Origin of the sequence: Rhizobium sp. AG207R (assembly GCF_027109195.1) — a bacterium.
Lineage (GTDB): Bacteria > Pseudomonadota > Alphaproteobacteria > Rhizobiales > Rhizobiaceae > Rhizobium > Rhizobium dioscoreae.
In genome coordinates this window covers 150,695-176,626 of the sequence record NZ_JAEPVT010000008.1, presented here as the reverse complement: position 1 = coordinate 176,626, position 25,932 = coordinate 150,695, and the positions used below count along the sequence as shown (strand labels likewise).

The following is a 25,932-nucleotide window of genomic DNA, read 5'->3' as shown; positions in this document are numbered from 1 at the left end:
CAATATGGATCGGTTGACCAGCCTCACAGTCTTTGGCCGGGTGGTGGAATGTGGCGGCTTTTCCGCCGCCGCCCGCCGGCTCAACATGTCCGTCACCATGGTGGGCAATCACGTGCAATCGTTGGAAGACCGCTTGGGTGCGCGGCTTCTGAACCGGACGACGCGCCGGATCAGTTTGACGGAAACCGGCAAATATTATTATGAGCGTTCCTCACAGATACTGGCCGATCTCGAGGAGGCCGATCGGGCCGCCGGCGCGCTTAGTACCATGCCGCGAGGCACGCTTAAGCTCTATACCAGCGGCGCAATAGTCCGCTTCCTGCTTCCCGTCGTCAACGAATTCATGACGCAATATCCCGCGATCTCGCTCGATTTCAACGTCGGCGAACGGTCGATCGACATGGTCGAGGAGGGTTACGACCTGATGATCCGAACCCTCCCCGCATCCGACTCGACACTCGTCGCGCGCAAGCTCGCGCCCTGGCGGCACATGCTCGTTTGCTCGCCCGAATATCGTGACACACATCCGATGCCGAAGGTTCCGGCCGACCTCGCGGAGCATAATTGCCTGCAATATACCTATTACCCCTATGGCGACGAATGGCGTTTCGAGGATGCTGATGGCAAGCAGGTGGGCGTCAAGATTTCTGGCAATGTCGTCTCCAACAGCGCGGAGACACTGCGCTTTCTCCTGGCGAGCGGGCAGGGCATCTTTCTCGCTCCGAGTTTCATCGTCTTCGAAGAGGTCGCCGCTGGCCGTCTCGTGCGTGTCATGCCCGACTATCGCGCCGTGGAATTCACGATCAGCGCGATCTATCCGAACCGTAGCCATCTGCCGACGAAAGTGCGATTGTTCATCGACCTTTTGGCGGAGCGTTTCGTCGAGCACCGCAAGTGGATGACCTGAGCACAACAAGGCCGAGTCCTTTCCGTCGGTGACGCAGCAGTGAATGGAGCCATCTCAAAGCCATGGCGAACCGAATAACATGCGAGGCTCGTCCGGAGCTGCCTGCGATTCAGATGCAGAACGGATTGACCGACGTCTTCGTGGAAGTTCTCGCCATTGCTGCTTCGGTGTTGGCGCGAACGAGGTCGGAGCAAGCGTTTGCATCCTGGATCGCATCGCGAGATCAGGCGGTCTTGGGACTTGGGGCGGTGGGATTCGACATCGCCGAAATGCCCTGGCACGTCGCGACATTTGCCGCGGATCGGAATTTTGTAATTCGGGCGATCACCGCCGCGGAATCGAAAGTCGGTTGGGAAAAGCTGGGCTACGAGCCGAAGGAAGACTGGCTGATGCCGCGCCTGATGCGTTTGCGAATGCTGGTGTCGGCATTCGGACCACACAATATCAGGGCAAGCGGCGCGGCGATCCATTCGACCTTTTCCGAGAGCGACCTCAGGCGCTGCGAAACGCATGGGATCATCATGCATGCTTACGGATGCCTCGTCTGCAACAGGTCGGGGCCTTCCTGAAATTCACGGGCATGTGGCATGGCCTTACCGATCGTACAGGACGTCCTCGGGTCCATCCGGCCGGTGGCGGCATCATGACTGCGGTTGTTCGGCGGGCTGGCGCGTTTCCGCCTGGCGTGCGGCCGACGCGAGGCGCCGTTGCGCCCGGATGGCGCTCCATTGTTGATCGATCAAGACGCCGATCAGGATGACGCCGCCCATGACGGCGAAGTTGAGCGAGGAGGGGATACCCAAAAGGTTGACGAGGTTCTGCAATTCCTGCAGCAGGATCGTGCCCAGCACCACGCCGATCAGCGATCCTTCACCGCCACGCAGCGAAAAGCCGCCAAGCACCGCCGCGGCGATCGCGTAGAGCTCATAGAATTGCCCATGGCTCGCCGGCGAAATGGAGCGGGTGTACATGGCGAAATAGATCGCTGAAAGCGCCGTCAGCACGCCGCATATGATGTAGGCGACCGTTATCATCTTCCTGGTGCGGATGCCGGAATATTTCGCCGCCTCCTCATTCTTGCCGATGGCGTAGAGATAGCGGCCGTAGACGGAGCGATGCAGAACGATCCACATGACGGCGGCGATGATCACGAGCGCGATGAAGGTGTTCGGCACGCCATAGAAGCGGCCGGCGGTCAGGAATTCGAGGGTGGGAAAGTTCTGGCCGAAGGCGAAGCCGGCCGTGCCGTCCGCTGTGTAGAAGCGCGCCGCGCCACGATAGATCAGGAGGCCGCAAAGAGTGACGACGAAAGGCTGGAGGTTGAGCCGGGTAATCAGCCAGCCATGGATCGCTCCCAGAATGCCGCCAAGGATCAGGATCAGCGGCAGGGCGATCGCCCAGGGCATGTTCTGGACGGCGATGAAATCGATGAACAGGACGCCGAGCAAGGCAACCAGCGAGCCGACGGACAATTCGATGCCGCCGGTGATGATGACGAAAGCCTGGCCGATCGACAGGATTCCAAACAAGCCAATGAGGTTCGACGTATTGGCGAGGTTGATCGGCAACAGGAAGCGCGGATTGATGATCGTCACGACAATGCCGACAACGATAATCAACAAAAGCAGGCCCAGATCTTTCTTACTCATCGATATCAATTCCCATTGGCCGCGGCCGTTAGAGCAATTCCAAGCGAAGTGCGAAGCATCTTTCGCGGGAAATTGCGCAAAAACAATGAGATAGAGCGGTTCAGGTTTCCTTGGATAGCTGAACCACTCTAGTGTAGCGTTTTGCCGACGGCCAGCAAAAGCACGTTTTCCTGACTGAACTGATCCTTTTCGAGGATGCCGGAGATCCGACCCTCATGCATGACGGCGATGCGGTCGGAGACGCCGATCACCTCTTCCATGTCGCTTGAGATCATCAGGATCGCCACACCGGCATCGGCAAGCTTGCGCATCAGGCTGTAGATTTCGCTCTTCGCGCCAATATCGATGCCGCGCGTGGGCTCGTCGAAGATCAGCACCTTCGGGTGCATCGCCAGCCATTTGGCAAGCACGACCTTCTGCTGGTTGCCGCCCGAAAGCGTGCCGGTGCGGGTCGCGATCGATGGCGTCTTGATGGCGAGCTGCCTGCGCTGCGTTTCGGCCATGGCATTTTCCCGCTCCGGCGAAACCATGGAGCGGCGCGCAAAGGCCGGAAGGTTGGGCAACGATATGTTCTGCGAGATCGGCATATCGAGCAGGATGCCATTCAGCTTGCGATCTTCAGGCACGAGAAAAATGCCGTTGGCGACAGCGTCCCTGGCGGATCGCAATTTCAGGTCCCGTCCACTGAGGGCGATGGTGCCGCCATAGCTATGGTCGACCCCGAACAGGACGCGGGCAAGTTCCGTCCGGCCTGAGCCGACGAGACCGGCAAGGCCCAGGATTTCACCGTAACGGATATCCAGGTTGACGGGCTGCGCCGGATAGGCGGCTGTGCGGACCGCCGCGATCTTCAGGGCGATATCGCCCGGCGGACGGGCCGCTTCCACGGAGCGCGCGGCCAATGCCCGCCCGATCATCAGCTTCACCATGCGATCATGGTCGATGGCGTCTTTCGCCAATGTGCCGACAAGCGTCCCGTCGCGCAGAACGATGACGCGATCGGCGACACGTTCGACCTCATGCAGGCGGTGCGAAATGAAGATGACGCTGATGCCTTCGGCTTTCAGCGAGGATATGACGGCCAGCAGCTTTTCCGTCTCGGCAAGCGGCAGGCTCGAGGTCGGCTCGTCGAGAATGACGAGACGGGCATTGATGGACAACGCCTTGGCGATCTCGACCATCTGCTGCTGGGCAAGCGATAGTGACGCCACCGGCGTATCCGGCGAGAAATTGGCGCCGACGCGCTTCAGAAGAGGGGCGACCATCTCGCGCAGGCGGGCGCGGTCGATCAGTTTCAGGGCGCCGCCGCGCAATGGTTCGCGGCCAAGGAAAATATTGGCCGCGACATCGAGATTTTCAAAAAGGTTTAGCTCTTGATGGACGAAGGCAATCCCGGAGGCGATGCTGCTTTCGACCGTGAAGGCCCCGTGCTCGGCTCCATCGAGCCGAATACTGCCATGATCCGGCCTGACGACGCCGCCAAGGATCTTCATGAGCGTCGATTTGCCGGCGCCGTTCTCGCCGACAAGACCGATCACCTCGCCGGCGCTGACGTCCATCGAGAAATTATCGAGCGCGACCACGCCCGGATAGGTCTTGCCGATTCCCGAAAGGCTGAGAAAGGGCATTGTGGTTTCAGCCGATGCCAAGTTATCCGAGCGCTGGTTCATAACGAATATCATGCCTGTGCGATGTGGCCTGGAGAGCCGCGACGACGCGAGCAACTGCATTCGAGCAGCGCCGGTCCTCGCAACCGGCGCTGCTGGTTGGCCTTAATTGCCAGCCATGGCCTTCAGATTGGCCGCATAGGCATCGACGTCGTCCTTGCCGATGATTTTCGTCGGGATGATGATCAGCTTGTTGGCGGGAATGCCCGATTTGTCGCCCTTCAGGTAGGCGGCCATCAGCTTCATGCCCTGATAGGCCCAGAGATAGGGCTGCTGCACCACTGTCGCGGCGATCGTTCCTTCCTTGACGCCGCCGAGCGTGATCGGATCATCATCGAAGCCGACGACGGTGATCTGGCCGAGCTTGCCGGCTTCGCGCAGTGCTTCATAGATGCGGGGCGTGTTGTAGGAGTAGAAGCCGACCATGCAGGTGACGTCAGGGCTCGCGACGAGCGCGTCTTCGACATTCTTCTTCGCTCTCGTCTGGTCGATGTCGTCGCCGCGCACGTCGGTCAATTCGATCTTCGTGCCCGCCAGGCCATCCTTCATGCCCTGAATGCGCTCCTTGGCATTGTCGGCGCCGAGAAGTCCCACGAAGCCGATGCATTTGCCCCCGTTCGGCATGGCTTTCTTGGCGATCTCGGCGGCCTGCTTGCCGGCATCGACGTTCGATGAGCCAATATAGGCGACGCGGTTCGTATCCGGTGCATCGCTATCGGTGGTGAACAGCGCCGTTTCCGAGCCGATCTTGTTCAGCCCCTCCGTTGATGTCTTGGGATCGACGGCCGAAACCATGATGCCCTTGACGCCGGCCGCCACGAGGTCTTCCATCAATCGCTGCTGGATCGCGACCGATGATTGTTCAGGATACTTCAATTCCATGTTGAAGTCCGGCAATTCGGCCTGAGCCTTCTTGACGCCGGCTTCGGCCGCCTTCCAGAAGTCGGACGCGCCGTTGACCACAAATGCGAGAGTGGGCTTGTCCGCGGCATAGGTCGCCGTCGCATAGCTCAGCAGCAACCCTGCCGCGAAGGCGGCAGCGCCCCGTGTTACGTATTTCATGATCGTCCTCCCATAGATCCGCCTGCGGGATCTGGTTGCAACTCGCGGCAGGCCGGTCCTGAGCCCCCTCCCAGGGTTTTCTCGCCAAGCGAGATAAGGCACGTCCCACCACGACACCGACGGTATACGACTAATTTCAATTAGTAAATAGTATTAGTAATACAGTTGCCTGCGCGCGAAGCGGCGGACTCTCGAAAATCTAGCTATTTGGTTCAATTGCCAGCGATCTCGCGCTTGAAGATGTGGATGGCTATTGCATGCCTATCCGCACCGGTTGCCGAGATCGTGCAATTGATGATAATAAAAATTAGCGCATGAAGGCGGCCGTGGGGATCGTAGGCCGTTTTCGCTTCAGGGGAGATGAGACGCAGTGAAGAAGATATCGGCCGCGAACGGCGATCGCACGGCCACCGACAACAGGGCAACGAAGCGAAGCGGCCGTCGTTCCGGTACGAGGGTCACGATGACCGATATCGCCAAGGCGGCTGGATGTTCGCAAAGCGCAGTATCCTTCGTCCTCAACAATACGCCGGGCATGCGGCTATCGCAGCAGACCCGTGAGAGGGTCATCGAGGCAGCCCGCCAGCTTGGCTATGTCGCGCCGGTGCTTGCCGCGCCGCCGGCGCTGCTGTCTCCGTCGAGGCTCGATGGCGTCATCGGCTTTGCCGTCGACCAACTTGCAACCAGTCCGGAGGCGGTTGTCGCGATTGAAGGAGCGCGCCAGGCCTGCTGGAATGCCGGAAACGTTCTGCTCGTCGCACAGACCATGAGTGATCCTGTCATGGAGCCGAGAGCGATCAAGGCGCTCACCAACAGCGGCATCTCGGCGCTCATCTACATGACGATCTTCACCCGCGAGGTGGAGGTGCCGGATTATCTTTATGATCTCAATATCCCGATCATTCTTCTGAATTGCTATACGTCCGATTATGCCTTTCCGTCCGTCGTTCCGAGCGAAATCGCCGGCGGGCAGACCGCGACCCGGCATCTGATCTCACATGGGCATCATCGCATCGCGACGATCACGGGCGAACCGTGGATGCAGGCCGCCCAGGATCGATTGACCGGTTATCGTCGCGCCCTGGCGACGGCCGACATTCCATTCGATCCGGAGCTTGTCATAGAGGGTGACTGGTCGGCGAGCGCCGGCTATGCCGGCACCATGAAACTACTTGCGCTCCGCGAGCGCCCGACGGCGATTTTCTGCCAGAACGACCGCACCGCCATTGGCTGCTACGAAGCGCTGAAGGAGGCTGGCCTCCACATTCCGGAGGACATGTCGGTCATGGGTTATGACGACGAGGACATCTGCCGTCATCTCGTGCCGCCCTTGACGACCTCCGTCCTTCCTCACATGGCAATGGGCCAATGGGCGATCGAGCATCTGGAAACGGCCGTCTTGCCGCGAGAGCGCCGCTACCAGATCACCAAGCTCGAATGCTCGCTTGTCAAACGTGCGTCGGTTGCCGCACCGGCTGGCATCAGAACCGGGCGCAAGGTGCGAAAGGTTTGATCGGGTTCGCCGGCAGGCGCGGGGCGATCCGTTCGCCTGGCAACCTGTAGAGGCGTCTTGGCGACTGACGGTTCGATTGCTACCCTGCGCGTCATGACGGTTCTCTCTCCGGATACCCGCCCGCCGCTCCGGCTTTTGTTCCGGCTGCCGTCGCTCATCCTGCGACTGCTGTGGCGCTTCTGGCCGCAGCTGATGGCGCTGTGGCTGCTCGGCCTGATCGGAAATTCGCTTCTCAACGAACTGGCGGTCATGATCGGCCGGCTGAATGCGCTGGCCGGGCTGTCTACCCTGGCCCTTGTCGTTCTCCTGAAGCTTGTCATTATCGTCGCGCTGTTCGAGACCGTGCGACCCGGGTTGGCCTCGCTTGACGCCGCCTCGCGCGCTGCGGCTGCCTCGCCGGAAACCGATACCGGCGACGGCGCCGCGACGCCCAGCTTTACCTCGATACTCGCGCTGACCCTCGTGCCATTCTTCGCCTACTATGCCGCCTGGGGATTTCTCGGCGACACGGTGAGGGAATATTCCAGGCTATCGCTCGACCTGATGCCGTTCGGGGAGGATTATAATCCTCTGAAATTCGGCAGCAGTGCCTGGCTCCTCGTCTCGGTTGCCATCGCCTGGGCGGTCAGGCGCTTTGCCAAATTCATGCATTCGCGTTCGAAAGCGCCTGTCTGGGCTGTCATCATCGTTGTTTGTGAGGCGAACTGGGCCTTCATCGGTCTCTTTGTTATTTCGACCTGGGAAGGCGACATCCGTTCCTGGGTCGCTAAGCTCCCCGAAACGATCGGGCATTTTTTCGGCTTTCTCAATCCGGTCGGCGATGCCGCGGCGGCCACCATCTTTCCGCCGACGGCGGAGGACGCGTCGCTTTCCTTTTCCAGGCAAATGCGCGCCCTGTTCCTTTATGCTCTTTATCCCGTCGTCTGGCTGACGCTCGCAGCCTTGGTCTATGGCTACGACATCAATGGCGAGCGCCCGCTGACGGAGGGCCGGTTGGCGCGCGCGGTTTCGCGCTGGCGGTCGCTGCCAAAGGCGATCCGTGATTTCATTTCGCATTTCATCTCGGGCACGGCAAAACGCTATCGTGCCTTGGCCGAGGGTGTCGGGCTGACCCTCGGCTCCGGTCTCGGGCTGATGCTATCAGTCATTCTGCTTTACCGGCTGCTGGATTGGAGCTCGGCCTGGGCCTGGTACGGCCTCTCCAGGCTGATCGGTCCGCACGATCTGCCTTTGTGGCAGATGATCGCGCAGGCCATTTCGCTCGTCTTCGGCAGTCCCAGCGCGCCGGGTGACGGCGTCCTCATCATGCCGATAAAGATCTGCCTGCTTGCCGCGGCTCTGGAAATCGGTTTCGCGCAGGGGCGGGAATGGCGCCGCGGCGGAAGCTGAAGCACGCAGCGGTTCAGCCTCTCGTGGCTCTGCTTCAATTCAGCCGCAGCGGAAAGGATATGGCGTCCGGTCTCGTCGAAGCGAAGCTCAGCTGTGCCGACAAGGAGGGGATTGCATCGGCCGGCACGACGAATTTTCCCTCCATGAGCGTATTTGCGCTTTTGACGGGCGGCTGGCGCGATACGGTATCGCAGCCATCGATGGGAGTGGCCTGTGGATCGAGGTCGCGGCTGAGATCCTTGGAGAGAATGAAATTGAGCGGCTGCCAGCGACGGCCCTTCGGGTCCGTCAGGGTCAGGCTGCATTGAGCCCAGGACTGTCCGATATCGTCTTCGGCTCTCGCGGCCAGCCTTACGATCACCAGGCGCATCTGGCCGGGGAAGGTCATTTTCCCGTCACGTCCGTCGCCGATCACCCTTGCCTGGTCGAGTGTCCAGGAGGCCTTGGCATAGGTCTGCCCGCCGATATTGCCGCTTACGCGCAGCTCGCTTCGCTTGATGTAATCCTCGGCGTTGCGCCATGCGTTGATGGCATAATAGCCGGCGAACAAGAAGGGCAGGCTAAGCAGAGATGCCAACCAAAGCCGTCGTTCTCGTCTAGACGCCATTATTACCGATCTCCGCGCGGTCGCGCGTCTCGACGCTTCCACCGTCGAGCTTGACGCGAATTTCCGAATCCAGCTGAGGTGATGGCTGCCTGGAAAGCACCAGTGTCATATTGCTCGTTTCGTCTTCCGGCAGTTCGAAGATGAAGATGCCTGAGGTCGGCAGGCCCGGCTGCAAGTCCTTGGATGGCAGAAGGCGAGGGGCACCATCGGCACGATGGGTCTGCCGGTAGGAGCGGCCGGAAGCTCCTTCAATCGCCGCGGCCTGGATGGTCATCGTGTCATATTTCGACTGCAGCTCGACACTGACGATCAGCCAGACGCCTTCGGTCTGTCGCTCGACCGGCTTGCCGTAAGAGGTGAATGCGATCGTTTTCGCGCGCAGAAGCTTGGCGACCTTGACGCTGAACGTCTTGCTCGACACGGTGTCCTTCTGCGGTCCCGACGTTTCGATGGGACCGGTTAGGACGGCGTAGCTCGGTGTCGTCGATTGCAGGAAAGCCAGGAGCAGGGCGGTCACGCCGACGAGCAACACGGAAAGCAAGAGACGTGTCAAGGATTTGCTCCTTGCCCCGCCGAAAGCGGCAAGCCGACGCGCGCCACGTCGTTCGGATTGAACCAGCCCGGCGCGGCATAGAGATTGTCCTTCGGCTTGTAAGTGGTTCCCACGATCGCGACATTCAGCACTTTGGGAAGCGCCTGCGTCGCGGGCAATTGCCAGACGACCTTGACCTTTTCCGGCATCATCGGCTGAAGGTCCCAAAGCAAATCATTGTCCCGGACGAGATAGAATTGCGGGACCGGCGGATTTTCGAGATTTTCGAGCTTCAGCGTATCCCGATAGGAATTCGAGCTTTCCGCCGTCATGTTCTCAAGGGTCAGATCGAGTGTCAGCGCTTTCTTGCCATCGGGAAGGTGTCGGCCATCCGGCGTTTCGGCAGCGACGCGGCCGGAATGAAGCGTCACCATCCATTGGCCGGCATCGACGGGTTTGCCAGACGCCACCTGTGCCACTTCCGCTTCTTCGCGGGTTTGGTAGATCGAATACCCAAGCGAGAGTGCGCCCGCCAGAAGGCCGCCGATACCGGCGATGATCCGTGTATGGAGCGCCTTGTTCGCTTTGCTGATGGCGGACTGATTCATTGCCTGATGCGATCGGGTGGTGACTTTCGCGGCCTGCATCCGAAGAGCGGGCGGCAATCTCTATTTGGTTCAGCCGGTCGATACGGCAAGGGTGGGTGGTGCCGGAGCGCTGGAATATGTGCTGATATCACCGGATAGGCACTTGGTAAATCGATTTGCAAAAGCATTTGCAAATCGATTTACAATGCCGTAGCCTGCGCGCATGACCACAATCGCCAAAGTTGCCAAGCGTGCCGGAGTGTCGCCGACCACCGTGTCGCATGTGCTCAATCATGCCGACCGTGTCTCGGCGGATTTGCGCAAGCGCGTTCAAGAGGCAATCGCGGAGCTTGGTTATGTGCCGAACCCGCTCGCTCAAAGCCTCCGGACCGGCCGCACCAATCTCGTTGCCATGCTGATCCCGGATATCCGCAACCCCTTCTATCCGGAGATGGTACAGGCGGCGCAATCCGATCTCGAGGCGATCGGGGTCGATCTCCTGATCTTCAATACCGATGTTCCCGGAGGCCATTCACAGGAGCACGGCGAGCACTATCTCCGCCAGATCCGTAGCCGGCGCATTGACGGTCTTATCGTCGGCGATTTCGCGCTGCACGGCATGCATGACGCGCTGCTTGAAATCGATCTGCCGACCGTGTTCATCGGCGACCTGCCAAACAAGGCGGTCGACAGTGTCAAGATCGACGATTTCGGCGGCGGCCATCAGATGGGAACCTATCTGGCGAAGAAGGGCCATCGCCGGATCGCGCATCTGACCGGCCCGTCCTTCTTCGCCGAGGCCATGGCGCGCGCCGCCGGATTTGAGCAGGGCCTGCGTGACAACGGCGTCGAGCCGATCGCCGAACTGCGGCGGGAAGGAAGTTATCTTGGTCCGTCAGGGCAAGAGGCGGTCGATTGGCTTCTGGCAAGCCATGGCGACAACCTGCCGTCGGTGATCTTCTTCGGAAACTACCTGATGGCGGCGGGAGCGCTCGCCGCCTTCTTCGATCGCGGCATCAGCGTGCCGAAGGATATCGGCGTCGCCGTCTTCGGCGACCAGCCGCAGCTCGAATATGTCAGGCCGAGGATTACAAGGGTCGGCAACACGCCGTCGCTGCTTGCCCACCGCGCGACCGAGATGCTGCTGGAGCGGCTTTCGGGAGCTTATGCCGGGCCCGCGCGTTCGGACGTGATCCCCTGCAATCTACACGCCTACGATACCGCATGAATTGAGGCTCCGTCACCCGGGAGGAGAGTGGTGACGGCAAGGCAAAATGGGAGGAAGTCATGACTGGTAAGGATAAGTTCATCGCCCCCGCCACCCGTCGCGGCGTGCTCAAGAGCGGCGCGATCCTCGCCGCCGGCGCGGCTGCCGGGTTGAGCGGTTTTCCCTACATTTCGCGCATGGCCGTCCGTGCGCAAGGCGCGCCGTTGAAGTTCTGGCAGTTCTACGCGCCGGGCGGTCCGGTCCAGAGCCAGATCGACTGGTTCGAGAAAGCGGTTGCGGCCTGGAACGACAGCCATCCGCAAAAGGTTGAACTCGAATATGTGCCGAACGCGGAATACATCAATGGACCGAAGCTCGCGACCGCATTCGCCTCTGGCGAGGGGCCGGACATCTTCCTGATCTCGCCGGGCGATTTCCTGCGTTATTACAATGGTGGCGTCCTGCAGGACCTGACGCCCCACATCGATGCCAAGGAGGATTTTCCCGAAAGCGTGATCGCCAACCGCATGGTCGATGGCAAGATCTACGGTATTCCGATGGAAGTCGAGCCGATGGCGATGTACTATTCGGTCAAGGCTTTCGAAGAGGCGAAGCTCAACGAAAACGACGTTCCGAAGACCTGGGACGACCTGCTTGAGCTTGCCAAGAAGCTGACGACGCCGAAGCGTTTCGGCGTGCTCTTCGAGACCCAGCCGGGCTACTATCAGAACTTCACCTGGTATCCCTTCCTCTGGCAGGGAGGCGGCGAATTCCAGGGCAAGGACGGCAAGAGCGCCTTCGATTCTCCCGCCACCGTGCAGGCTCTGAAGTTCTGGCAGGATGCCGTCAACTCGGGGGCGGCTCCGCGCCAGGTGATGGGCAGCGGCGCCAATGACACCGTCGCCAACCTAGCCTCGGGCTATTGCGCCATCCAGAATGTCGGCATCTGGGGGATCTCGCAATTGCAGAGCAACGCCAAGGATTTCAAATATGGCGTCTTCCGCCTGCCAACACCGCCAAACGGCAAATATGTGACCGTCGGCGGCGGCTGGGCCTTCGTCGCCAACGCCAAGAGCAAGAATCCGGATGCGGCGGCACAGTTCTGTGCCTGGGCGCTGGCCTCCAAGGAAAAGGACTCCGTTCAGCGCGTCGCCGATTGGTGCACCAAGGGCAAGTCGGACATGCCACCGCGCGAAAGTGCTCTTGCCGCCGGCGGCGATGCCTTCAAGACCGGCATGATCGGCAAATTCGCCTCCGATGTCTATCCGGGGGCGCGTGCCGAACCGCGCGTGCCGCCAGAGGTCTACAAGATCATCTCCGATGCGATCCAGCAGACGCAGCTTGGCGGCGCCGATCCTCAAGCGACGGCAACCTCGGCCTCGCAGCAGCTCGACGCGTTCCTTGGTTCCTATAGCGGCGCGCCGATCCTTTAAAAAGAAACGTCGGCCGCCGCGGCAATCCGCTCAAGCGGCCGTCTCTCCTTCCGGGACGAGATCATGACGACAATTGCAGATGCGACGACAAGCAATGCGAATGGCAGGCGCAAAGGCCTTTCCGCCCGGCATCGCGAGTGGATCGCGGGCTACCTCTTCGTATTGCCCGACGCGCTCGGCCTCTTTCTGTTTCTCGGCGTGCCGATGCTTCTGTCGCTTGCCCTGAGCGTCTATGAAGTCAACGGCTTCGGCGGCTACAATTTCGTCGGCGCCAAGAACTATATCCGCATGTGGCATGACCCCCTGTTTTGGAAGGGAGCGAGGGTGACGGCGCTTTATGCCGTCATGCTCGTACCCTCGCTTTACATGAGCGGTCTGGGGCTGGCGCTTCTCGTGCAGCAGACCAATCGTTTCAATGCCGTCATGCGGTCGATGTTCTTCGCGCCAAACATGGTGAGCCTCGTGGTCGTCGCCCTTGTCTGGCAATTCATGGTGATCGACAAGATCGGCGTCGTTGGTCAGACCATGGCGAACCTCGGTCTTCCCGCTATTTCATTTCTCGGCGATCCGAATTTCGCATTGATCACCGTCGTGCTTGTCAGCGTCTGGTTCCTGATGGGCTTCTATATGCTGATCTTCCTGGGTGGCCTGCAGGACATACCGAAGGAGTATTACGAGGCGGCGATGATCGATGGCGCCGGCCCGGTCAAGCGTTTCCGATATATCACGCTGCCGCTCTTGAAGCCGACGAGTTTCTTCGTTCTCATGGTGTCGATGGTTGCCGCCGTTGCCGGTGCCCAGGCCTTCGACATCATCTACGTCATGACCAAGGGCGGCCCGGCCAATTCGACGGCGGTGCTGATCGTCTACATCTATCAGCAAGCCTTTTCTTTCGGCGCCTTCGGCTATGCGGCCGCGATGTCCTCGATCTTGGTCATCGCGCTCATGGCCGTGACAGCCATTTTCTTCGCCGTCACGCGCGGAGGACGTTTCGATCATGCCGAATGATGCCTCCAACGCCTATCTCGCGCGATCGCAGGTAACGCTGGTGCGCTGCCTATGGATGCTGATCGCTGCCATCCTGGCGCTGATGACGCTGTTCCCGCTGCTCTGGATGGTCTCGATCGCCTTCAAGCCGGCAGCCGAATCCTTCTCCTCATCGCTGATACCGGAAGCGCCGACGCTCGACAATTTCATCTATGTGCTGACGGGCGTACCCTTCATTCGCTACATGCTCAACAGCTTCCTTGTGTCGGCGACGGTGACGATGGTCGCGCTGTTCTTCCACACCATGGCTGGCTATGCGCTCGCGCGCCTGCGCTTTCCAGGCCGTGAGATCATATTCCTGGCGATCTTCTCGACCTTTCTCGTCTCGCTGCCGGTGGTGATCGTACCGCTCTTCATCATCGTCAAGGCGATGGGCATGATCAATTCCTATGCGGGGCTCATCATTCCCGCGATCTTCAACGCCTTCGGCATCTTCCTGCTGCGGCAGTACTATCTTTCATTGCCGCGCGAGATCGAGGAGGCGGCGGTGATCGACGGCGCGGGTTACTGGCGGATTTATTGGAGCGTCATTTTGCCATTGAGCCGGCCGATCATGTCGGCGCTCGCTATCCTGTTCTTCCTCGCCAACTGGAATTCCTTCCTCTGGCCGTTGACGATCACCTCCAATCCGAACCTCTGGATGGTGCAGGTCGGCATCGCCAACTTCAAGAGCCAGTATTCGGCTTCCTGGAACTACATGATGGCGGCCTCCACCATCGTCGCCATCCCCACCCTCGTCCTCTTCGTGATTTTCCAGCGGCAGATCATGGACTCGCTGAAGACCAGCGGCCTGAAATAGCCGTTTTCCTCAAGACAGGAGACATCTATGAGCAATCTCGGCCTTTCACCCTTGCGTGGGCTGGCTAAACTGCGCGAAGCAAGGACGCGCCGCTTTTCGAGCTACGACCGCACCGGCGGCAACGACGACCGCTTCCATATCGAGCCGGGAAAGACGGAGGTGATCGCCGAGCACTCGGGCGCCGGCATCATCACCCATATCTGGGCGACGCTTGCCTGCGAGAGCGAGAATTTCCTGCGCAAGATCGTGCTTCGCGCCTACTGGGATGGCGAGACGGCGCCGAGCATCGAGGCACCGATCGGTGATTTCTTCGGCATGGGTCATGGCCGCACGGCGAATTACGCCAGCCTGCCGATGCAGGCGAGTCCCGAAGACGGCAAGGCGTTCAACTGCTACTTCCCCATGCCCTTCGGCTCGCACATGAAGCTCACGGTGACGAACGAGGCCGAACACGACCTGCTATTCTACTATTATGTCGATCTCGAGCTTCATCAGACGCTAGAGGAGGACATGGGACGCTTCCACGCGCAATATCGCCAGTCTCAGCCGCAAGGCATGAGCGACACGGGCCTCACCAACGAGGAATATCTCTTCGGCGGCGAGAATGTCGACGGCAAGGAAAACTACACGATCCTCGAGGCCGAAGGCCGCGGTCACTATGTCGGCGTTCTCTACAGCGTTTATTCGCGCCGCCGCTCCGAGGTGTGGGATTGGTACGGCGAAGGCGATGACATGATCTTCATCGACGGCGAACAGGGGCTCTCGGTGCGGGACACGGTGCGCAAGCCCGATCCGCGCATCGGGCCGAAGGCGGGGCTGATCGAACCGCGAGATGAATCCGCATCCGGTGCCAACGACGCCTGGCCGCCGACCCTGCACGGCACCGGCACCGAGGACTATTTCAATACGGCATGGTGCCCGACCCAGGAATACAGCGCGCCTTATCATGGCATCATCGCCGCCGGCGGTCCAAACTGGACCGAGCCGGTGACGCTCTACCGTTGGCATATCGAAGATCCGGCGATCTTTCAGAAGCACATCCGCGTGACCATCGAGCACGGCCATGCCAACCGACGCTCCGACGATATTTCCTCGGTCGCCTTCTGGTATCAGGCCGAGCCGCACAGGCCGTTCGGCGCATTCCCCGAGGTCGCGGAGCGCGTGCCGACCTTCCGCCGGCCATTCAAGGAAATGGAGATCGCCGTGAAGAAGGCGAGGGGCTGAGAGCGGCAGTATGTCCAAGGCAGCCAACGGACTTCACTACAATCGCTATTGCGTGCCTTGATTTCGCACGAATGCGCTCCAAGAAGAGGCCATAAGTGACCTCTTTTAGGGATTCGCCATGAAAACGATCAGCTTAAAGGATGCCAAGGCGTCATTTTCCCGTGTCATCGATCAGGCCGCGGCCGGTGAGTTCGTGACGATTACACGTCGCGGGCGCGCCGCGGCCGTCGTCGTCAGTGTGAGGGCGGCCGAGGCGGCAAGAAAGGTGATCCTGAGCGGTCGGCCGAGCCTTGTGCAATATCTGAAGACCTTTCCGGCTGATCTCGATCCTACCGACGATGTTTTCTCAAGAAATCCCGCTCCCTCGCGCGAGGTCGATTTGTGAGCCTTCTTCTCGAGATCAACCCGATGTCCATTCGCCTCGTCCAAGGCAAGTGCATCGAACACGTTTGCCGAATGGGTGGATGAACAGGATCGGCGGGGCGCGATCTATCTTTCCGCGTTGACTATCCACGAGATCGAAAAGGGCATTCGGTCAATGGAAGCAAAAGGTGCGAAGACAAGGGAAGCGGGGATTCACGCCTGGCTACAAGGGCTAATTGCCGGGTATGGTGGTCCCATTCTACCCGTCGAAGGATGTCGCGTTTGAATCCGGGAGGCTCGAGGCGAAGGCGGTCGTCGCCGGGCATGATCCAGGCGCGGCGGATGCGGTCATCGCGGGAACGGCAAATGTTCATAGGCTCGTCGGGATCACAGCCAATCTCAAACACTTCCCGCCGTTTCACATTCCCGTCCAGTCGCCGGACCGAATCGCGCGCTAATGCTCCGGTTTGAATAGAGCGTCCTGGCAATTGCAAAAACAGCAAGCTGGAGCACATGGCTTGGTAAGCATGCGCTACCGGCATTTCCCTTTCATGCATCGAAGAGATCCTGTGGATTCAACCTGAAAGCGGGATGCTCTCGTGCGAATGGATGAATTGAAAAAGCGCTGCGTTAGGGCGCTTTATGTATCGGGCGCGAAACGTAAGAGGACGGTTTCTTTCGCCGCGTCGGGTTAATGCCATAGGCGAGTTGCTGGTCTCATGCGTCTCATACTTGTCAATGATGTTTCGATCGTTCGCGGTGGCGCGACCAAGGTGGCGCTGCAATGTCTCGAGGCAAGCAGGGATGCCGGGCTGACATGCGCCATGCTGGTCGGTGATGATGGCGAGGGCCTCAAGCCGCGCTTTGCCGACATCCGCACGGTCGCGCTGGGCGAGCGCGCCCTTCGGGAAGGCCCGGCGACCGTCGATATCCTTGCGAAGAACTACAATCGGCGGGCCTATGAGGCGATGGAGGGCCTGCTTCGGGAATCGGATGAGGAAACCGTTGTCCATGTACATGGCTGGTCGCAGATCCTCTCGCCCTCGATTTTCTATGCGCTTGCCAGGCATCGGGTCAAAGTCATCGTCACGGCGCATGATTTCTTCCTGACCTGCCCGAATGGCGGCCTTATCAATTTCCATAGCGGCGAGGTTTGCGACATCAAGCCGCTATCTCTCGCCTGCCTGACGACCAATTGCGACAAGCGCAGTTATCTCCATAAGCTTTGGCGCTTCCGCCGCACCCTGACACAGCAGGGGGTCGGCGAGAGGTTCTGGAGCCAGGTGGGCATCGTCCTGGCGCATGAGAGCATGGAGGCGTTTCTACGCACTGGCCCCTTCCGGCATTTCACGACGCTGCGCACGCCGACGCAGCCATTGACGCCGGCGCCCGTCGAGGCGTGGCGCAACCGCCGCACTGTTTTCCTCGGTCGCATGTGCTGGGAAAAAGGGGTTCAGACACTGGCGGACGCGCTCAACAAGACGGGCAGGACAGCAACGCTGATCGGGCGTGGGCCATTGCTAGCCGAGATGCGGCGGCTGTTGCCGCATTGCCATGTGCCTGGCTGGCTAAGCGACGAAGAGGTGAGCGAGATCGCTGGCACAGCGCGCGTTTTCGTCATGCCGTCGCGCATGCCGGAGCCTTACGGCCTGGTCGCCGCCGAAGCATTGATGTCCGGCATCCCGGTCATCGTCAGCAGCAATGCGTTGATCGCGGCGGAGGTCGAGGAGAATGGCGCCGGCCTGGTTTTCGATAGCGGCGATGCGGATTCGCTGGCCGAGAAATTGATGGCGACGGATGACGATCGATTGATGCGGCGGCTGAGCGAAGGGGCATTGGCCCTTGGCCGCCGCATCGCGCCGAGCAGGGCGGAATGGGGGCGCCGCATGGTGGATATCTATCTGGGACGGGGCGATTTTTCCGCATAGTGATTGGGGGGAGACGATGGTGCGCGCATTGGTGACTGGTGGTTGCGGTTTCGTGGGCCGGCATCTTGTCCGGCGGCTTCTTGCCGAGGGCTTGGATGTCGTCTGCGTCGATTCCCTGGTCGCGGGAACGGGCGCGCTGCATCCGGAACTGTGGCAGCGGCTTCGGCGTTCACGCTTCACCTTTTGCGAAGAGGATTGCCGGACGTTCTTCGCACGGCCTCCCGAACATTTCGACTATGTCTTCCATCTGGCCGCGCTCGTCGGCGGTCGCTTGACGCTCGAGACGCGCGCGCTCGACGTCGCCGAGGATCTGGCGGTCGATGCGGAACTGTGGCAATGGGCATCGCGAGCCAAACCCGGTTCGGTCATATTTTTCAGCTCCAGCGCGGCCTATCCGGTGTCGCTACAGACCGTCGCCAATCATCGGCTGCTGTCGGAGGAGATGATCAATTTCGACGCCGCCGTCGGTGTCCCCGATCTCAGCTATGGCTGGGCAAAATTGACCGGCGAATATCTGATGAAACTCTATGTCGAACGCTACGGCCGGCGGGCCATCGCCTACAGGCCGTTCAGCGGCTATGGCGAGGATCAGGATCTTGCCTATCCTTTCCCGGCGATCTGCCGCCGCTTGCTTGCGGAAAAGGGCGCTCCCGAGGTCTTCGTCTGGGGCTCGGGCCGTCAGTGCCGGGATTTTATCCACATCTCGGACTGCATCGACTTCATCTGGCGGACCAGGGAGCTGCTTCCAGACGGGGCAAGCCTCAATCTATCGACCGGCACCGCGACTTCCTTCATCGAACTCGCCGAGACGATCAGTCGGCGGATCGGCTGGCAGCCGGTTGTCAGCGGGCGATCGAATCATCCGGAAGGTGTCTTTTACCGTTGCGGCGACACGGCCCTGCAACGCTCCTACGGACTGACCCCCACGGTCGGTCTGGAGGAGGGGATCGCACGCATGCTCGCATATCTTCAGGCCGAGCAGGCGTCATACGCAGTCGCCATCTGACCCCATCACCAATCATGGTTATCACGTCCCGTCGACGAGGTCCGGGGCTGACCGGTTGCGCCCCCATCTAAATTCGGCGGCGCACCGATCGCTCCGGCCACGCGTCGCCACGCGTCAACTCGACCTCGGGATCATCCACCGATCTGAAGAACCGCGAAATAGTGCTTGCGCGTCTCTTATAATTAGGTAAGTTACCTAACAAATGGATCGGGACGCATGATTGCTGGAATTGATATTGGCGGAACCAAAACGCAGCTCATCGCCGAGATGAATGGCGAAACCGTTGGCGAAAGAGTCGTCCACACGGCTGAATGGCGCGCTCGCGTCGATCATGATGCGGATGCGCGGGCCCTCGTTTCGCTGCTTGTGGCGACGACCGGAGCCATCCCAAAGATCACGGTCGTCGGCGCGCATGGCTGCGACAGCGACGAGGATCGGCTTGGGCTGCAAGCAAGGCTCGCCCGGCACTTGCCAGGCGCCGTGCTGGTCCTCAACGACTCCGAGCTGTTGCTGCCGGCCGCGGGCAAGTCGAGTGGCATTTCCGTCATCAGCGGCACCGGTTCAATTGCGGTCTCGCGCGATGCCGCGCGCAGGATGATCGCATCCGGCGGGTGGGGGTGGTATCTGGGCGACGAAGGAAGCGCGAGCGGTCTTGTGCGGGAAGCGGCCCGGACCATCCGATTTGCGCTAGACCAGGGCCAACCGCTTGATCTCCTTGGTCGGAGCCTCATCGAGGCCCTTGCGATATCGTCGCCGATAGAGATCGGGCGGGCGTTGGGCGAGATCGGATCGGCAGCCGGCATAGGCCGCTTCGCGCCGCTCGTATTCGAGGCGGCGGATGCCGGTTCGCGATATGCCAACAAGGTCATCACGGAGGCGGGTGCCTCCCTTGCCGAGCTCACCGCGCAATTGCTGGAACGTGGCGCACCGCGTGGCGATGTCGTTACCGGCGGCGGCGTCATTGCCCGTCAGCCGCGGCTTCTGGCGGCCTTCAAGACCGCCCTCAGTGACCGCTTGCCCGATCTGACGCTGACCCTTCTCGACGAGCCGCCGGTGGCGGGGGCATTGGTGCTCGCCCGCAAGCTCAGTCGTGGTGACCTGCCGGCCACCTTGCCGCCGCCGCATCTCGACGGCGAGCTGAAAACCGCTGATGATTGGAGAGCCGCATGACCTCCCGGAAGATCATTCCCGCACGAAACTGGGGGCAGAGATTGATCGCGGTCGTGCTGATCGCTGTCGTCGTATTGCTGGCGTTCATGGTCGCCACCAGCCGTCACATCGCCTGGTCGGCCATACCGCAATATATCTTCGACGAGACGATCCTGGATGGGGTCAAGCTGACCATCCTGTTCACCGTCTTGTCGATGATCATCAGCATTGTTGCCGGCGCCATCCTTGCCACGATGCGGCTCGCGTCCAATCCGGTGCTGTCCGGTTTCGCGAGCCTCTATATCTGGTTCTTCCGCGGCACGCCGCTGCTGGTTCAGATCATCTTCTGGTTCAACATCCAGCTCTTCATACCGAGTATCGATGTCGGATCGATTCATATCGACACCAACTCGATCGTCACGGCTTTCGTCGCGGCGCTTCTTGCCCTCAGCCTCAATGAGGCGGCCTATATGGCGGAGATCATTCGCGGCGGACTGCTCGCCGTCGATAGCGGCCAGCATGAGGCCGCCAAGGCGCTCGGTTATACGCCCGCCCAATCGATGCTGCGCATCATCTTTCCCCAGGCGCTTCGCGTCATCATCCCTCCGATCGGCAACCAAACGATCTCGATGCTGAAGACGACCTCACTCGTCTCCGTCGTTGCGGCCCAGGACCTGCTGACGCGCGCGCAGAACATCTATGCCAGGAACTTCCTGATCATCGAACTGCTGATCGTTGCCAGCATCTGGTACCTCGTGATGACCACGATCGCCTCCGCCATCCAGCTCGTCATCGAGAGCCGGCTTGGAAAATCCACGAACCAGGCGCCTGGCCTCCTGCAAGGCGCCCTGCGCCTCATGGGCGCGGAAGGGAGAAACGGATGAGTGCTCCTGCAACATCGTCCTCGGCAAGGGCCCTCGTCCAGGCGATCGACGTCCACAAATCCTTCGGTTCGCTCGAAGTGCTGAAGGGCATCAATCTCTCCGTCGACAAGGGCGAGGTCGTCTGCCTGCTCGGTCCCTCGGGAAGCGGGAAATCGACCTTCCTCAGATGCATCAACCACCTGGAGCGAATGACGGCGGGCCGCATTCTCGTCGACGGCCAGTTGATCGGCTATCACGAGCGCGGCGATGCCCTGCACGAGATGAGCGGCAAGGAGCTGGCCGTGCAGCGGCGCGACATCGGCATGGTGTTTCAGCGCTTCAATCTTTTCGCTCACCAGGACGTGCTGACGAACATTTCGCAGCCGCCGATGCTCAATCGCGGCAAGTCGCGGGAGGAGGCTCTGGCCCGGGCGCGGGAGCTCCTGAAGATGGTCGATCTCGAAGGCCGCGGCAGCGCCTATCCCTATCAGCTCTCCGGCGGCCAGCAGCAGCGCGTGGCGATCGCCCGGGCATTGGCGATGAGCCCGAAGCTGATGCTTTTCGACGAGCCGACATCCGCACTCGATCCCGAACTCGTCGGCGAGGTGCTGAACGTGATGCGCAAGCTCGCGGCGGACGGCATGACGATGATCGTGGTGACGCATGAGCTTTCCTTCGCCCGCGACGTCGCCGACCGTATCGTATTCATGGATCAGGGTGTCGTCGTCGAGGAAGGGCCGGCGCGCGACGTGCTCGACAATCCGCGGCAGGAAAGAACCCAGGCGTTTTTGAGACGGATGCACTGACTGGCAGGCACCGCGACAAGGCCGCACGTCCTTCACGTGCACGAGCAAAAAAGGGGAATGACAATGACAGGGAAGACAAAGCTGACAATCACCTTCGCCTTGGCGACCATGCTCGCGAGCTCCACGGCCTGGGGCGCGGGCGTCGACCAGAAACTGCACGCCATGCTGCCCGAAAAGATCCAGTCCTCGGGCGAGATCAAGGTCGGGACGGAACCGCAGACACCGCCCTACGATTTCTACGGCGAGGACAATAAGACGATCATCGGTCTCGAACGCGATCTTCGCGACGAGATGGGCGCGCGTCTCGGCGTTAGGTTCACCGACGTGCCGGCGCAGTTCGCCAGCATCATTCCCGGCATCCAGGCCGGCCGTTTCGATATGGGCATGTCCGCCTTCGGCGATTTTGCCGAGCGCGAGAAAATCGTCGATGTCGTCAACTACATGCTGGAGGGCACCAGCATCATCGTGCTGGAGGGCAATCCGAAGGGCGTGCACAAGCTGAAGGACGCCTGTGGGCTCAATGCTGGCGCGGTCCAAGGCTCGATCCCGCTTCAGCTCCTGGACAAGCAGAAGACGCTTTGCCCGGCCGATAAGCCGCTCAACGTCATGCAGTTTCCCTCGAACGACCAGATCAAGATCGCGCTGCAGAGCGGTCGCGTCGATCTTTCCATGGATACGACGGGCGTCGCGGCCTACAGCCTCCAGCATCAGCCGGCGGGTAACAAGAAACTGGAGCTCGTGACCGGTGCCCAATATGCGGTGGGCTACCAGGCAATGCTCGTCGGCAAGGATGATCCGAAGCTGCGCGATGCGCTGGCGGCCACCATGCAGTCGATGATCGACGACGGCTCTTATGCCAAGATCTTCGAGAAATGGGGCCTTGGCGAGAACAAACTCGACAAGGTCACCATCAACGATGCGGCGCGCTTCGCCGACTACATGAAGCTGGACTGAGATCGGCCAATCCTCAGGCGGCCGCTACTTACGCGGCCGCCATTCCTTGCAACGAAATGGGAATGATCATGACAGACAGAGTGCCTTACCGCGAAGCGATCGCATTGCAGCCCGCTGCCCTCAATACCTGCTTCAATGCCGTCTCCAAACGGCTCGAAACGCTCGATCTGGAGCCGGTAAGGCGTGGACCGACGGTCCTCGTCGGGATCGGCGCCAGCCTCTATGCGGCCGTCGTCGCCGCGGCGCAGATGCGCGCGCAGGGCCTGCGCGCCTTCGCCCTGCCGGGTACCGATCTCCATGACCCATCCGTCGATGCCGGCGAGGCCTATATCGCTTTTTCCGCCTCCGGCCGCAGCGAAGAGCCGGCGCGCGCGATGGAGCTCCGTCCCAACGCCCATTCCTATGGTATCGCCAAGGCGGACTGCACGCCGATTTCGCGGGTCGTGAAGCATATGATCGCAACCGAGAGCGGCGCGGATAGCGGTCCGAATACGACAAGTTATCTCGGATCGCTTCTGAGCGCGGCCTTGCTCATCGACAAGGCCGGTCGCCCGTCCGGCGCGAATTGGCGGGAGCTTTCAGGTCGCGCCGAGGCCGTATTAACCGAAACGCGCGCCCAGGCCGACAAGGGAGCCAAGTTGCTGGCCGGCAAGACGTCAATCGATTGCGTTGGTGCGGGCACGGCACTCGGCACGGCCGGCTATGCCGCGCTCCTGATCCGCGAGGCCGCGCGCGTCGCCGCCCAGGATTGGGATACGCTGAACTTTCTCCATGGGCCGATGGAGCCGAACGACAGGGATAGCGGCGTCCTGTTGTTCGGCAACGGTCGCGAGGTGAAGCTGGCGCGCGATCTCGCCGGCTTCGGCATTCCCTCCGTCCTCGTCACCGCGCGGACCGATATCGCGGATGCCGACAATCTCGTCGTCATCCATGTGCCGGCCTTCTCCGAAGGCATTGGCGATGCCATTCTGCAGGCAATTCCCGCGCAGTTGCTGATCGCGACGCTCTCGGAGGATGCCGGCCTGCCGGTCTGCGAATTCCGCTACCGTCAGACCGATACCAAACGCGACATGTGAACCTCTCAGATGCTGATGCGACCCACGGTCAGCGCATTCGGATAAAGGAAGGCGGCCTTGCCTTCCTCTCCTAAAAGTCTCGCCATGGCGAAGTCGATGGCGAGGCGCACGGCGCCAAGAACGGTCGCCTGGTTCGATAGCTGGCCATTGACCACTTCCACAGGCCAGCACAATTCCCTCACCACATCCCTCACGCCCGGCAGCAATTGCGGGTTCTGCCCGACGCCGCCGCCAAGCACGATCAGTTGCGGATCGAGCACGCTGACGCAGGCGGCGGCCAGGTTTCCGACATCGCGGGCGTGCTGCTCGACAATGGCGCGCGCCGTGCGGGATTGTTCCATGCGGGCAAAAAGCTCGCTGGTGCTTTTCGGCGGCGCACCTTCGTTTTCGGGCCAATCTAGCGCCGCGCGCTCGAGAAGGGCCGTGGATCCCATATAGGTTTCCACTTGCTGCCATTTCGGCCGCTCATGTTGCGACCACGGAAAGGGCAGGTGGCCGATTTCGCCGGCGCCACCCTTAAAGCCCCGGAAAAGCCGGCCGTCCAGCACGATGCCCATGCCGGTCTTCACGCCGATCTGCATGTAGATCGCGAAGGAATACTGTTTTGCCGATCCTTCGTGATATTCGGCAAGGGCAGCGCAGTTGACGTTGTTTTCAAGCAATACGGGCGCGGCGTAGATGGCCTGCAAATGTTCCAGAACGGGTATCAAGGTTTCGCGGCCGGACATTCTCTCCAGCGATGCGGAAATGATGTTCGGCAGGGCGATCGCGATTGCGCGCAACGGCGTCGATCGTGCCTCGAACTGGGAAAGCAATCGTGCGACGACATCTTCTATCAGACGAAACCGTTCATCGGCGGATTTGTCGACAAGCGGCATTTCGACGGTCGCGAGTGTTGTCCCGTCGAGGCCGCGGGCAATGGCGTTGATATGGGTCGTGCCGCAATCGACGCCGACGACGAAGCCCGCCTTTGGTCCTAGACCGTAGGTGACGGAGGTTCGTCCGATCGAGCCGCGATTGATGCCGACCGGCGCGAGCAGGTCGTGCCGTTCAAGTTCGCTGACGGCCGCCGACATGGTGGGTTTCGAAAACATCAGCGCCGCGCTTAATTGCGGTCTGGTCGCGGGGCCGCTGCTCGCGATGGTTCGCAGCACCGCCCGCGCGCTCTCCGTCAGCGGCGGCGCGTCAATTCCGGTCTGTTGCCAAGCTGTACTCAAAGGACACCCGGGGCAGTGAAGTCATTCGTAAAGCTCCCTTACCATCGGTGTCATGAAATTGACAGTCATATCCTATTGAAAAATATCGATTTGCTCGCATGATCGCATGCGGATGCCTTTCTGTCAGATGGCGGTAAAGCCATTGTCGACGAAGAGGTGGATGCCGTTGACGAAGTTGGACTCGTCGGAGGCCAGATAGAGAGCGGCGCGTGCCACATCCTCGGGCTCGCCGATGCGCCCTTGCTGGGCCGCGATCACCGCATCCGAGACATCGACGCCGAGAGCCTGCAGCTCCGCAACCTCGCGCAGCCCGTGCGGCGTGCGGATGAAACCGGGACAGACGGCGTTGCAGCGGATATTGCGATCGCGGAATTCGACGGCGATGGCGCGGGCGAACATATGCACCGCTCCCTTCGTCGTGTCATAGAGCACCTCCATCGGGGTCGCCGCGACGGCGGAGATCGACGAGGTGCAGACGATGGAGCCGCCGCCGGCGGCGATCATGCCCGGCAGCACCGCCTTGGTCACCAGGAACATCGAACGGACGTTGACGCCGTGCAGCCACTCCCATTCCTCGAGCGTCGTCTCGAGGAATGGCTTGATGACGATGGTGCCGGCATGGTTGAACAGTACGGTCACGGCGCCAAAGCGGCCCTCGATGTCCTTGACCGCGGCATTGACGGCCGCTTCATCCGAAACATCGGCAACCCAATGATCGGCGATGCCGCCGGCATCGCGGATTTCGCGCGCGGTCTGTGCCGCCGCATCGCCATTTCTGTCGATGATCGCGACCTTCGCGCCTTCGGCCGCGAAAAGGCGGGAGGCTGCACCGCCCATGCCGGTGGCGCCGCCCGAAATGATGGCGATCTTGCCCTTGAGCCTGTCTGTCATGTGTTCCCCCATCCGCCGCGTGTCCAGGACCGGCGCCTTGCGATCTTCTTGCGATG

Annotated in this window: 25 protein-coding genes; 17 read left to right on the top strand and 8 right to left on the bottom strand. The window is 60.9% G+C overall.

Going from position 1 to position 25,932, the window contains the following annotated elements; genetic code table 11:
* Positions 1 to 4: 4 nt before the first annotated feature.
* A complete protein-coding gene (locus JJQ51_RS20490; protein WP_113354631.1) occupies positions 5 to 907 on the top strand; it encodes a LysR family transcriptional regulator in 903 nt (300 codons plus the stop codon).
* Positions 908 to 1,020: 113 nt separating this feature from the next.
* Positions 1,021 to 1,476, top strand: a complete 456-nt coding sequence (locus JJQ51_RS20485; RefSeq protein ID WP_113396257.1) for a hypothetical protein — start codon at positions 1,021 to 1,023, stop codon at positions 1,474 to 1,476.
* A gap of 72 nt (positions 1,477 to 1,548) precedes the next feature.
* Here JJQ51_RS20485 and JJQ51_RS20480 read toward each other — a convergent pair whose 3' ends face one another.
* From JJQ51_RS20480 to JJQ51_RS20470, 3 genes are all read right to left on the bottom strand, one after another.
* On the bottom strand, positions 1,549 to 2,556 hold the full coding sequence (locus JJQ51_RS20480; protein ID WP_145635052.1) for an ABC transporter permease: 1,008 nt from the start codon (positions 2,554 to 2,556) through the stop codon (positions 1,549 to 1,551).
* A 128-nt stretch (positions 2,557 to 2,684) separates the two neighbouring features.
* Entirely contained in the window at positions 2,685 to 4,226 is a 1,542-nt protein-coding gene (locus JJQ51_RS20475; protein ID WP_145635049.1) for a sugar ABC transporter ATP-binding protein, read from the bottom strand.
* A 102-nt stretch (positions 4,227 to 4,328) separates the two neighbouring features.
* On the bottom strand, positions 4,329 to 5,285 hold the full coding sequence (locus JJQ51_RS20470) for a sugar-binding protein (RefSeq protein ID WP_113333353.1): 957 nt from the start codon (positions 5,283 to 5,285) through the stop codon (positions 4,329 to 4,331).
* A 370-nt stretch (positions 5,286 to 5,655) separates the two neighbouring features.
* On the opposite strand from JJQ51_RS20470, the gene JJQ51_RS20465 reads away from it, so the two are divergent.
* Both JJQ51_RS20465 and JJQ51_RS20460 read left to right on the top strand, forming a co-directional pair.
* Complete coding sequence (locus JJQ51_RS20465; protein ID WP_269245212.1) at positions 5,656 to 6,798, top strand: LacI family DNA-binding transcriptional regulator; 1,143 nt, start codon at positions 5,656 to 5,658, stop codon at positions 6,796 to 6,798.
* 57 nt (positions 6,799 to 6,855) lie between these two features.
* Positions 6,856 to 8,187 (top strand): hypothetical protein, encoded by a 1,332-nt coding sequence (locus JJQ51_RS20460; protein WP_269245211.1) that lies wholly within the window; start codon positions 6,856 to 6,858, stop codon positions 8,185 to 8,187.
* 34 nt (positions 8,188 to 8,221) lie between these two features.
* On the opposite strand, the gene JJQ51_RS20455 is transcribed toward JJQ51_RS20460, so the two are convergent.
* Genes JJQ51_RS20455 through JJQ51_RS20445 form a run of 3 tightly spaced genes read right to left on the bottom strand, consistent with a single transcriptional unit; the run spans position 8,222 to position 9,934 of the window.
* Positions 8,222 to 8,794, bottom strand: a complete 573-nt coding sequence (locus JJQ51_RS20455) for a hypothetical protein (protein ID WP_269245210.1) — start codon at positions 8,792 to 8,794, stop codon at positions 8,222 to 8,224.
* Positions 8,784 to 9,347: a hypothetical protein gene (locus JJQ51_RS20450; protein ID WP_113354636.1), complete on the bottom strand. Its 564-nt coding sequence runs from the start codon at positions 9,345 to 9,347 to the stop codon at positions 8,784 to 8,786. Before JJQ51_RS20450 ends, JJQ51_RS20455 begins: the two co-directional genes overlap by 11 nt.
* Positions 9,344 to 9,934, bottom strand: a complete 591-nt coding sequence (locus JJQ51_RS20445) for a hypothetical protein (RefSeq protein ID WP_269245209.1) — start codon at positions 9,932 to 9,934, stop codon at positions 9,344 to 9,346. Before JJQ51_RS20445 ends, JJQ51_RS20450 begins: the two co-directional genes overlap by 4 nt.
* 202 nt (positions 9,935 to 10,136) lie before the next feature.
* Here JJQ51_RS20445 and JJQ51_RS20440 point away from each other — a divergent pair, with 202 nt between their 5' ends.
* The 13 genes from JJQ51_RS20440 (at position 10,137) to JJQ51_RS20380 (ending at position 23,768) form a co-directional block, all read left to right on the top strand.
* Positions 10,137 to 11,141, top strand: coding sequence for a LacI family DNA-binding transcriptional regulator (locus JJQ51_RS20440; protein ID WP_113354638.1), 1,005 nt, complete (start codon positions 10,137 to 10,139; stop codon positions 11,139 to 11,141).
* Between the two features lie 59 nt (positions 11,142 to 11,200).
* Positions 11,201 to 12,553 (top strand): ABC transporter substrate-binding protein, encoded by a 1,353-nt coding sequence (locus tag JJQ51_RS20435; protein ID WP_269245208.1) that lies wholly within the window; start codon positions 11,201 to 11,203, stop codon positions 12,551 to 12,553.
* 63 nt (positions 12,554 to 12,616) lie between these two features.
* Positions 12,617 to 13,561: a carbohydrate ABC transporter permease gene (locus JJQ51_RS20430; RefSeq protein WP_145323585.1), complete on the top strand. Its 945-nt coding sequence runs from the start codon at positions 12,617 to 12,619 to the stop codon at positions 13,559 to 13,561.
* On the top strand, positions 13,551 to 14,399 hold the full coding sequence (locus JJQ51_RS20425) for a carbohydrate ABC transporter permease (RefSeq protein WP_113354641.1): 849 nt from the start codon (positions 13,551 to 13,553) through the stop codon (positions 14,397 to 14,399). The genes JJQ51_RS20430 and JJQ51_RS20425 overlap by 11 nt, the downstream gene beginning before the upstream one ends.
* Before the next feature lie 27 nt (positions 14,400 to 14,426).
* Positions 14,427 to 15,623 (top strand): glycoside hydrolase family 172 protein, encoded by a 1,197-nt coding sequence (locus JJQ51_RS20420; protein ID WP_269245207.1) that lies wholly within the window; start codon positions 14,427 to 14,429, stop codon positions 15,621 to 15,623.
* A 118-nt stretch (positions 15,624 to 15,741) separates the two neighbouring features.
* A complete protein-coding gene (locus JJQ51_RS20415; protein WP_145323579.1) occupies positions 15,742 to 16,008 on the top strand; it encodes a type II toxin-antitoxin system Phd/YefM family antitoxin in 267 nt (88 codons plus the stop codon).
* Between the two features lie 697 nt (positions 16,009 to 16,705).
* Positions 16,706 to 17,914: a glycosyltransferase family 4 protein gene (locus JJQ51_RS20410; RefSeq protein ID WP_113354644.1), complete on the top strand. Its 1,209-nt coding sequence runs from the start codon at positions 16,706 to 16,708 to the stop codon at positions 17,912 to 17,914.
* A gap of 16 nt (positions 17,915 to 17,930) precedes the next feature.
* Positions 17,931 to 18,920, top strand: a complete 990-nt coding sequence (locus tag JJQ51_RS20405; protein ID WP_113396245.1) for an NAD-dependent epimerase/dehydratase family protein — start codon at positions 17,931 to 17,933, stop codon at positions 18,918 to 18,920.
* A 216-nt stretch (positions 18,921 to 19,136) separates the two neighbouring features.
* Positions 19,137 to 20,090, top strand: a complete 954-nt coding sequence (locus JJQ51_RS20400) for an N-acetylglucosamine kinase (protein ID WP_145323573.1) — start codon at positions 19,137 to 19,139, stop codon at positions 20,088 to 20,090.
* Entirely contained in the window at positions 20,087 to 20,953 is an 867-nt protein-coding gene (locus tag JJQ51_RS20395) for an amino acid ABC transporter permease (protein ID WP_113390886.1), read from the top strand. The genes JJQ51_RS20400 and JJQ51_RS20395 overlap by 4 nt, the downstream gene beginning before the upstream one ends.
* Positions 20,950 to 21,738 carry an amino acid ABC transporter ATP-binding protein gene (locus JJQ51_RS20390; RefSeq protein ID WP_113396243.1) on the top strand — a complete coding sequence of 263 codons (789 nt, stop codon included), beginning with the start codon at positions 20,950 to 20,952 and terminating at the stop codon, positions 21,736 to 21,738. Before JJQ51_RS20395 ends, JJQ51_RS20390 begins: the two co-directional genes overlap by 4 nt.
* Before the next feature lie 63 nt (positions 21,739 to 21,801).
* The gene (locus tag JJQ51_RS20385) at positions 21,802 to 22,692 is read left to right on the top strand and encodes an ABC transporter substrate-binding protein (protein WP_113390920.1); all 891 of its coding nucleotides are present in this window, start codon (positions 21,802 to 21,804) and stop codon (positions 22,690 to 22,692) included.
* 68 nt (positions 22,693 to 22,760) lie between these two features.
* The gene (locus JJQ51_RS20380; RefSeq protein WP_269245206.1) at positions 22,761 to 23,768 is read left to right on the top strand and encodes an SIS domain-containing protein; all 1,008 of its coding nucleotides are present in this window, start codon (positions 22,761 to 22,763) and stop codon (positions 23,766 to 23,768) included.
* 5 nt (positions 23,769 to 23,773) lie between these two features.
* On the opposite strand, the gene JJQ51_RS20375 is transcribed toward JJQ51_RS20380, so the two are convergent.
* Both JJQ51_RS20375 and JJQ51_RS20370 read right to left on the bottom strand, forming a co-directional pair.
* Entirely contained in the window at positions 23,774 to 24,862 is a 1,089-nt protein-coding gene (locus JJQ51_RS20375; RefSeq protein WP_145635025.1) for an ROK family protein, read from the bottom strand.
* Positions 24,863 to 25,108: 246 nt separating this feature from the next.
* On the bottom strand, positions 25,109 to 25,876 hold the full coding sequence (locus JJQ51_RS20370; protein ID WP_113354650.1) for an SDR family NAD(P)-dependent oxidoreductase: 768 nt from the start codon (positions 25,874 to 25,876) through the stop codon (positions 25,109 to 25,111).
* Between the last annotated feature and the right edge of the window lie 56 nt (positions 25,877 to 25,932).

Excerpts from the sequence above, each read along its gene's own strand:
- JJQ51_RS20400 (WP_145323573.1), top strand. The coding sequence starts at position 19,137 with ATGATTGCTGGAATTGATATTGGCGGAACCAAAACGCAGCTCATCGCC.
- JJQ51_RS20405 (WP_113396245.1), top strand. The coding sequence starts at position 17,931 with ATGGTGCGCGCATTGGTGACTGGTGGTTGCGGTTTCGTGGGCCGGCAT.
- JJQ51_RS20395 (WP_113390886.1), top strand. The coding sequence starts at position 20,087 with ATGACCTCCCGGAAGATCATTCCCGCACGAAACTGGGGGCAGAGATTG.
- JJQ51_RS20475 (WP_145635049.1), bottom strand. The coding sequence starts at position 4,226 with ATGAACCAGCGCTCGGATAACTTGGCATCGGCTGAAACCACAATGCCC.
- JJQ51_RS20415 (WP_145323579.1), top strand. The coding sequence starts at position 15,742 with ATGAAAACGATCAGCTTAAAGGATGCCAAGGCGTCATTTTCCCGTGTC.
- JJQ51_RS20410 (WP_113354644.1), top strand. The coding sequence starts at position 16,706 with ATGCGTCTCATACTTGTCAATGATGTTTCGATCGTTCGCGGTGGCGCG.
- JJQ51_RS20445 (WP_269245209.1), bottom strand. The coding sequence starts at position 9,934 with ATGAATCAGTCCGCCATCAGCAAAGCGAACAAGGCGCTCCATACACGG.
- JJQ51_RS20420 (WP_269245207.1), top strand. The coding sequence starts at position 14,427 with ATGAGCAATCTCGGCCTTTCACCCTTGCGTGGGCTGGCTAAACTGCGC.
- JJQ51_RS20440 (WP_113354638.1), top strand. The coding sequence starts at position 10,137 with ATGACCACAATCGCCAAAGTTGCCAAGCGTGCCGGAGTGTCGCCGACC.
- JJQ51_RS20470 (WP_113333353.1), bottom strand. The coding sequence starts at position 5,285 with ATGAAATACGTAACACGGGGCGCTGCCGCCTTCGCGGCAGGGTTGCTG.
- JJQ51_RS20485 (WP_113396257.1), top strand. The coding sequence starts at position 1,021 with ATGCAGAACGGATTGACCGACGTCTTCGTGGAAGTTCTCGCCATTGCT.
- JJQ51_RS20390 (WP_113396243.1), top strand. The coding sequence starts at position 20,950 with ATGAGTGCTCCTGCAACATCGTCCTCGGCAAGGGCCCTCGTCCAGGCG.
- JJQ51_RS20435 (WP_269245208.1), top strand. The coding sequence starts at position 11,201 with ATGACTGGTAAGGATAAGTTCATCGCCCCCGCCACCCGTCGCGGCGTG.
- JJQ51_RS20455 (WP_269245210.1), bottom strand. The coding sequence starts at position 8,794 with ATGGCGTCTAGACGAGAACGACGGCTTTGGTTGGCATCTCTGCTTAGC.
- JJQ51_RS20480 (WP_145635052.1), bottom strand. The coding sequence starts at position 2,556 with ATGAGTAAGAAAGATCTGGGCCTGCTTTTGTTGATTATCGTTGTCGGC.
- JJQ51_RS20380 (WP_269245206.1), top strand. The coding sequence starts at position 22,761 with ATGACAGACAGAGTGCCTTACCGCGAAGCGATCGCATTGCAGCCCGCT.
- JJQ51_RS20430 (WP_145323585.1), top strand. The coding sequence starts at position 12,617 with ATGACGACAATTGCAGATGCGACGACAAGCAATGCGAATGGCAGGCGC.
- JJQ51_RS20425 (WP_113354641.1), top strand. The coding sequence starts at position 13,551 with ATGCCGAATGATGCCTCCAACGCCTATCTCGCGCGATCGCAGGTAACG.
- JJQ51_RS20370 (WP_113354650.1), bottom strand. The coding sequence starts at position 25,876 with ATGACAGACAGGCTCAAGGGCAAGATCGCCATCATTTCGGGCGGCGCC.
- JJQ51_RS20385 (WP_113390920.1), top strand. The coding sequence starts at position 21,802 with ATGACAGGGAAGACAAAGCTGACAATCACCTTCGCCTTGGCGACCATG.
- JJQ51_RS20490 (WP_113354631.1), top strand. The coding sequence starts at position 5 with ATGGATCGGTTGACCAGCCTCACAGTCTTTGGCCGGGTGGTGGAATGT.
- JJQ51_RS20375 (WP_145635025.1), bottom strand. The coding sequence starts at position 24,862 with ATGTTTTCGAAACCCACCATGTCGGCGGCCGTCAGCGAACTTGAACGG.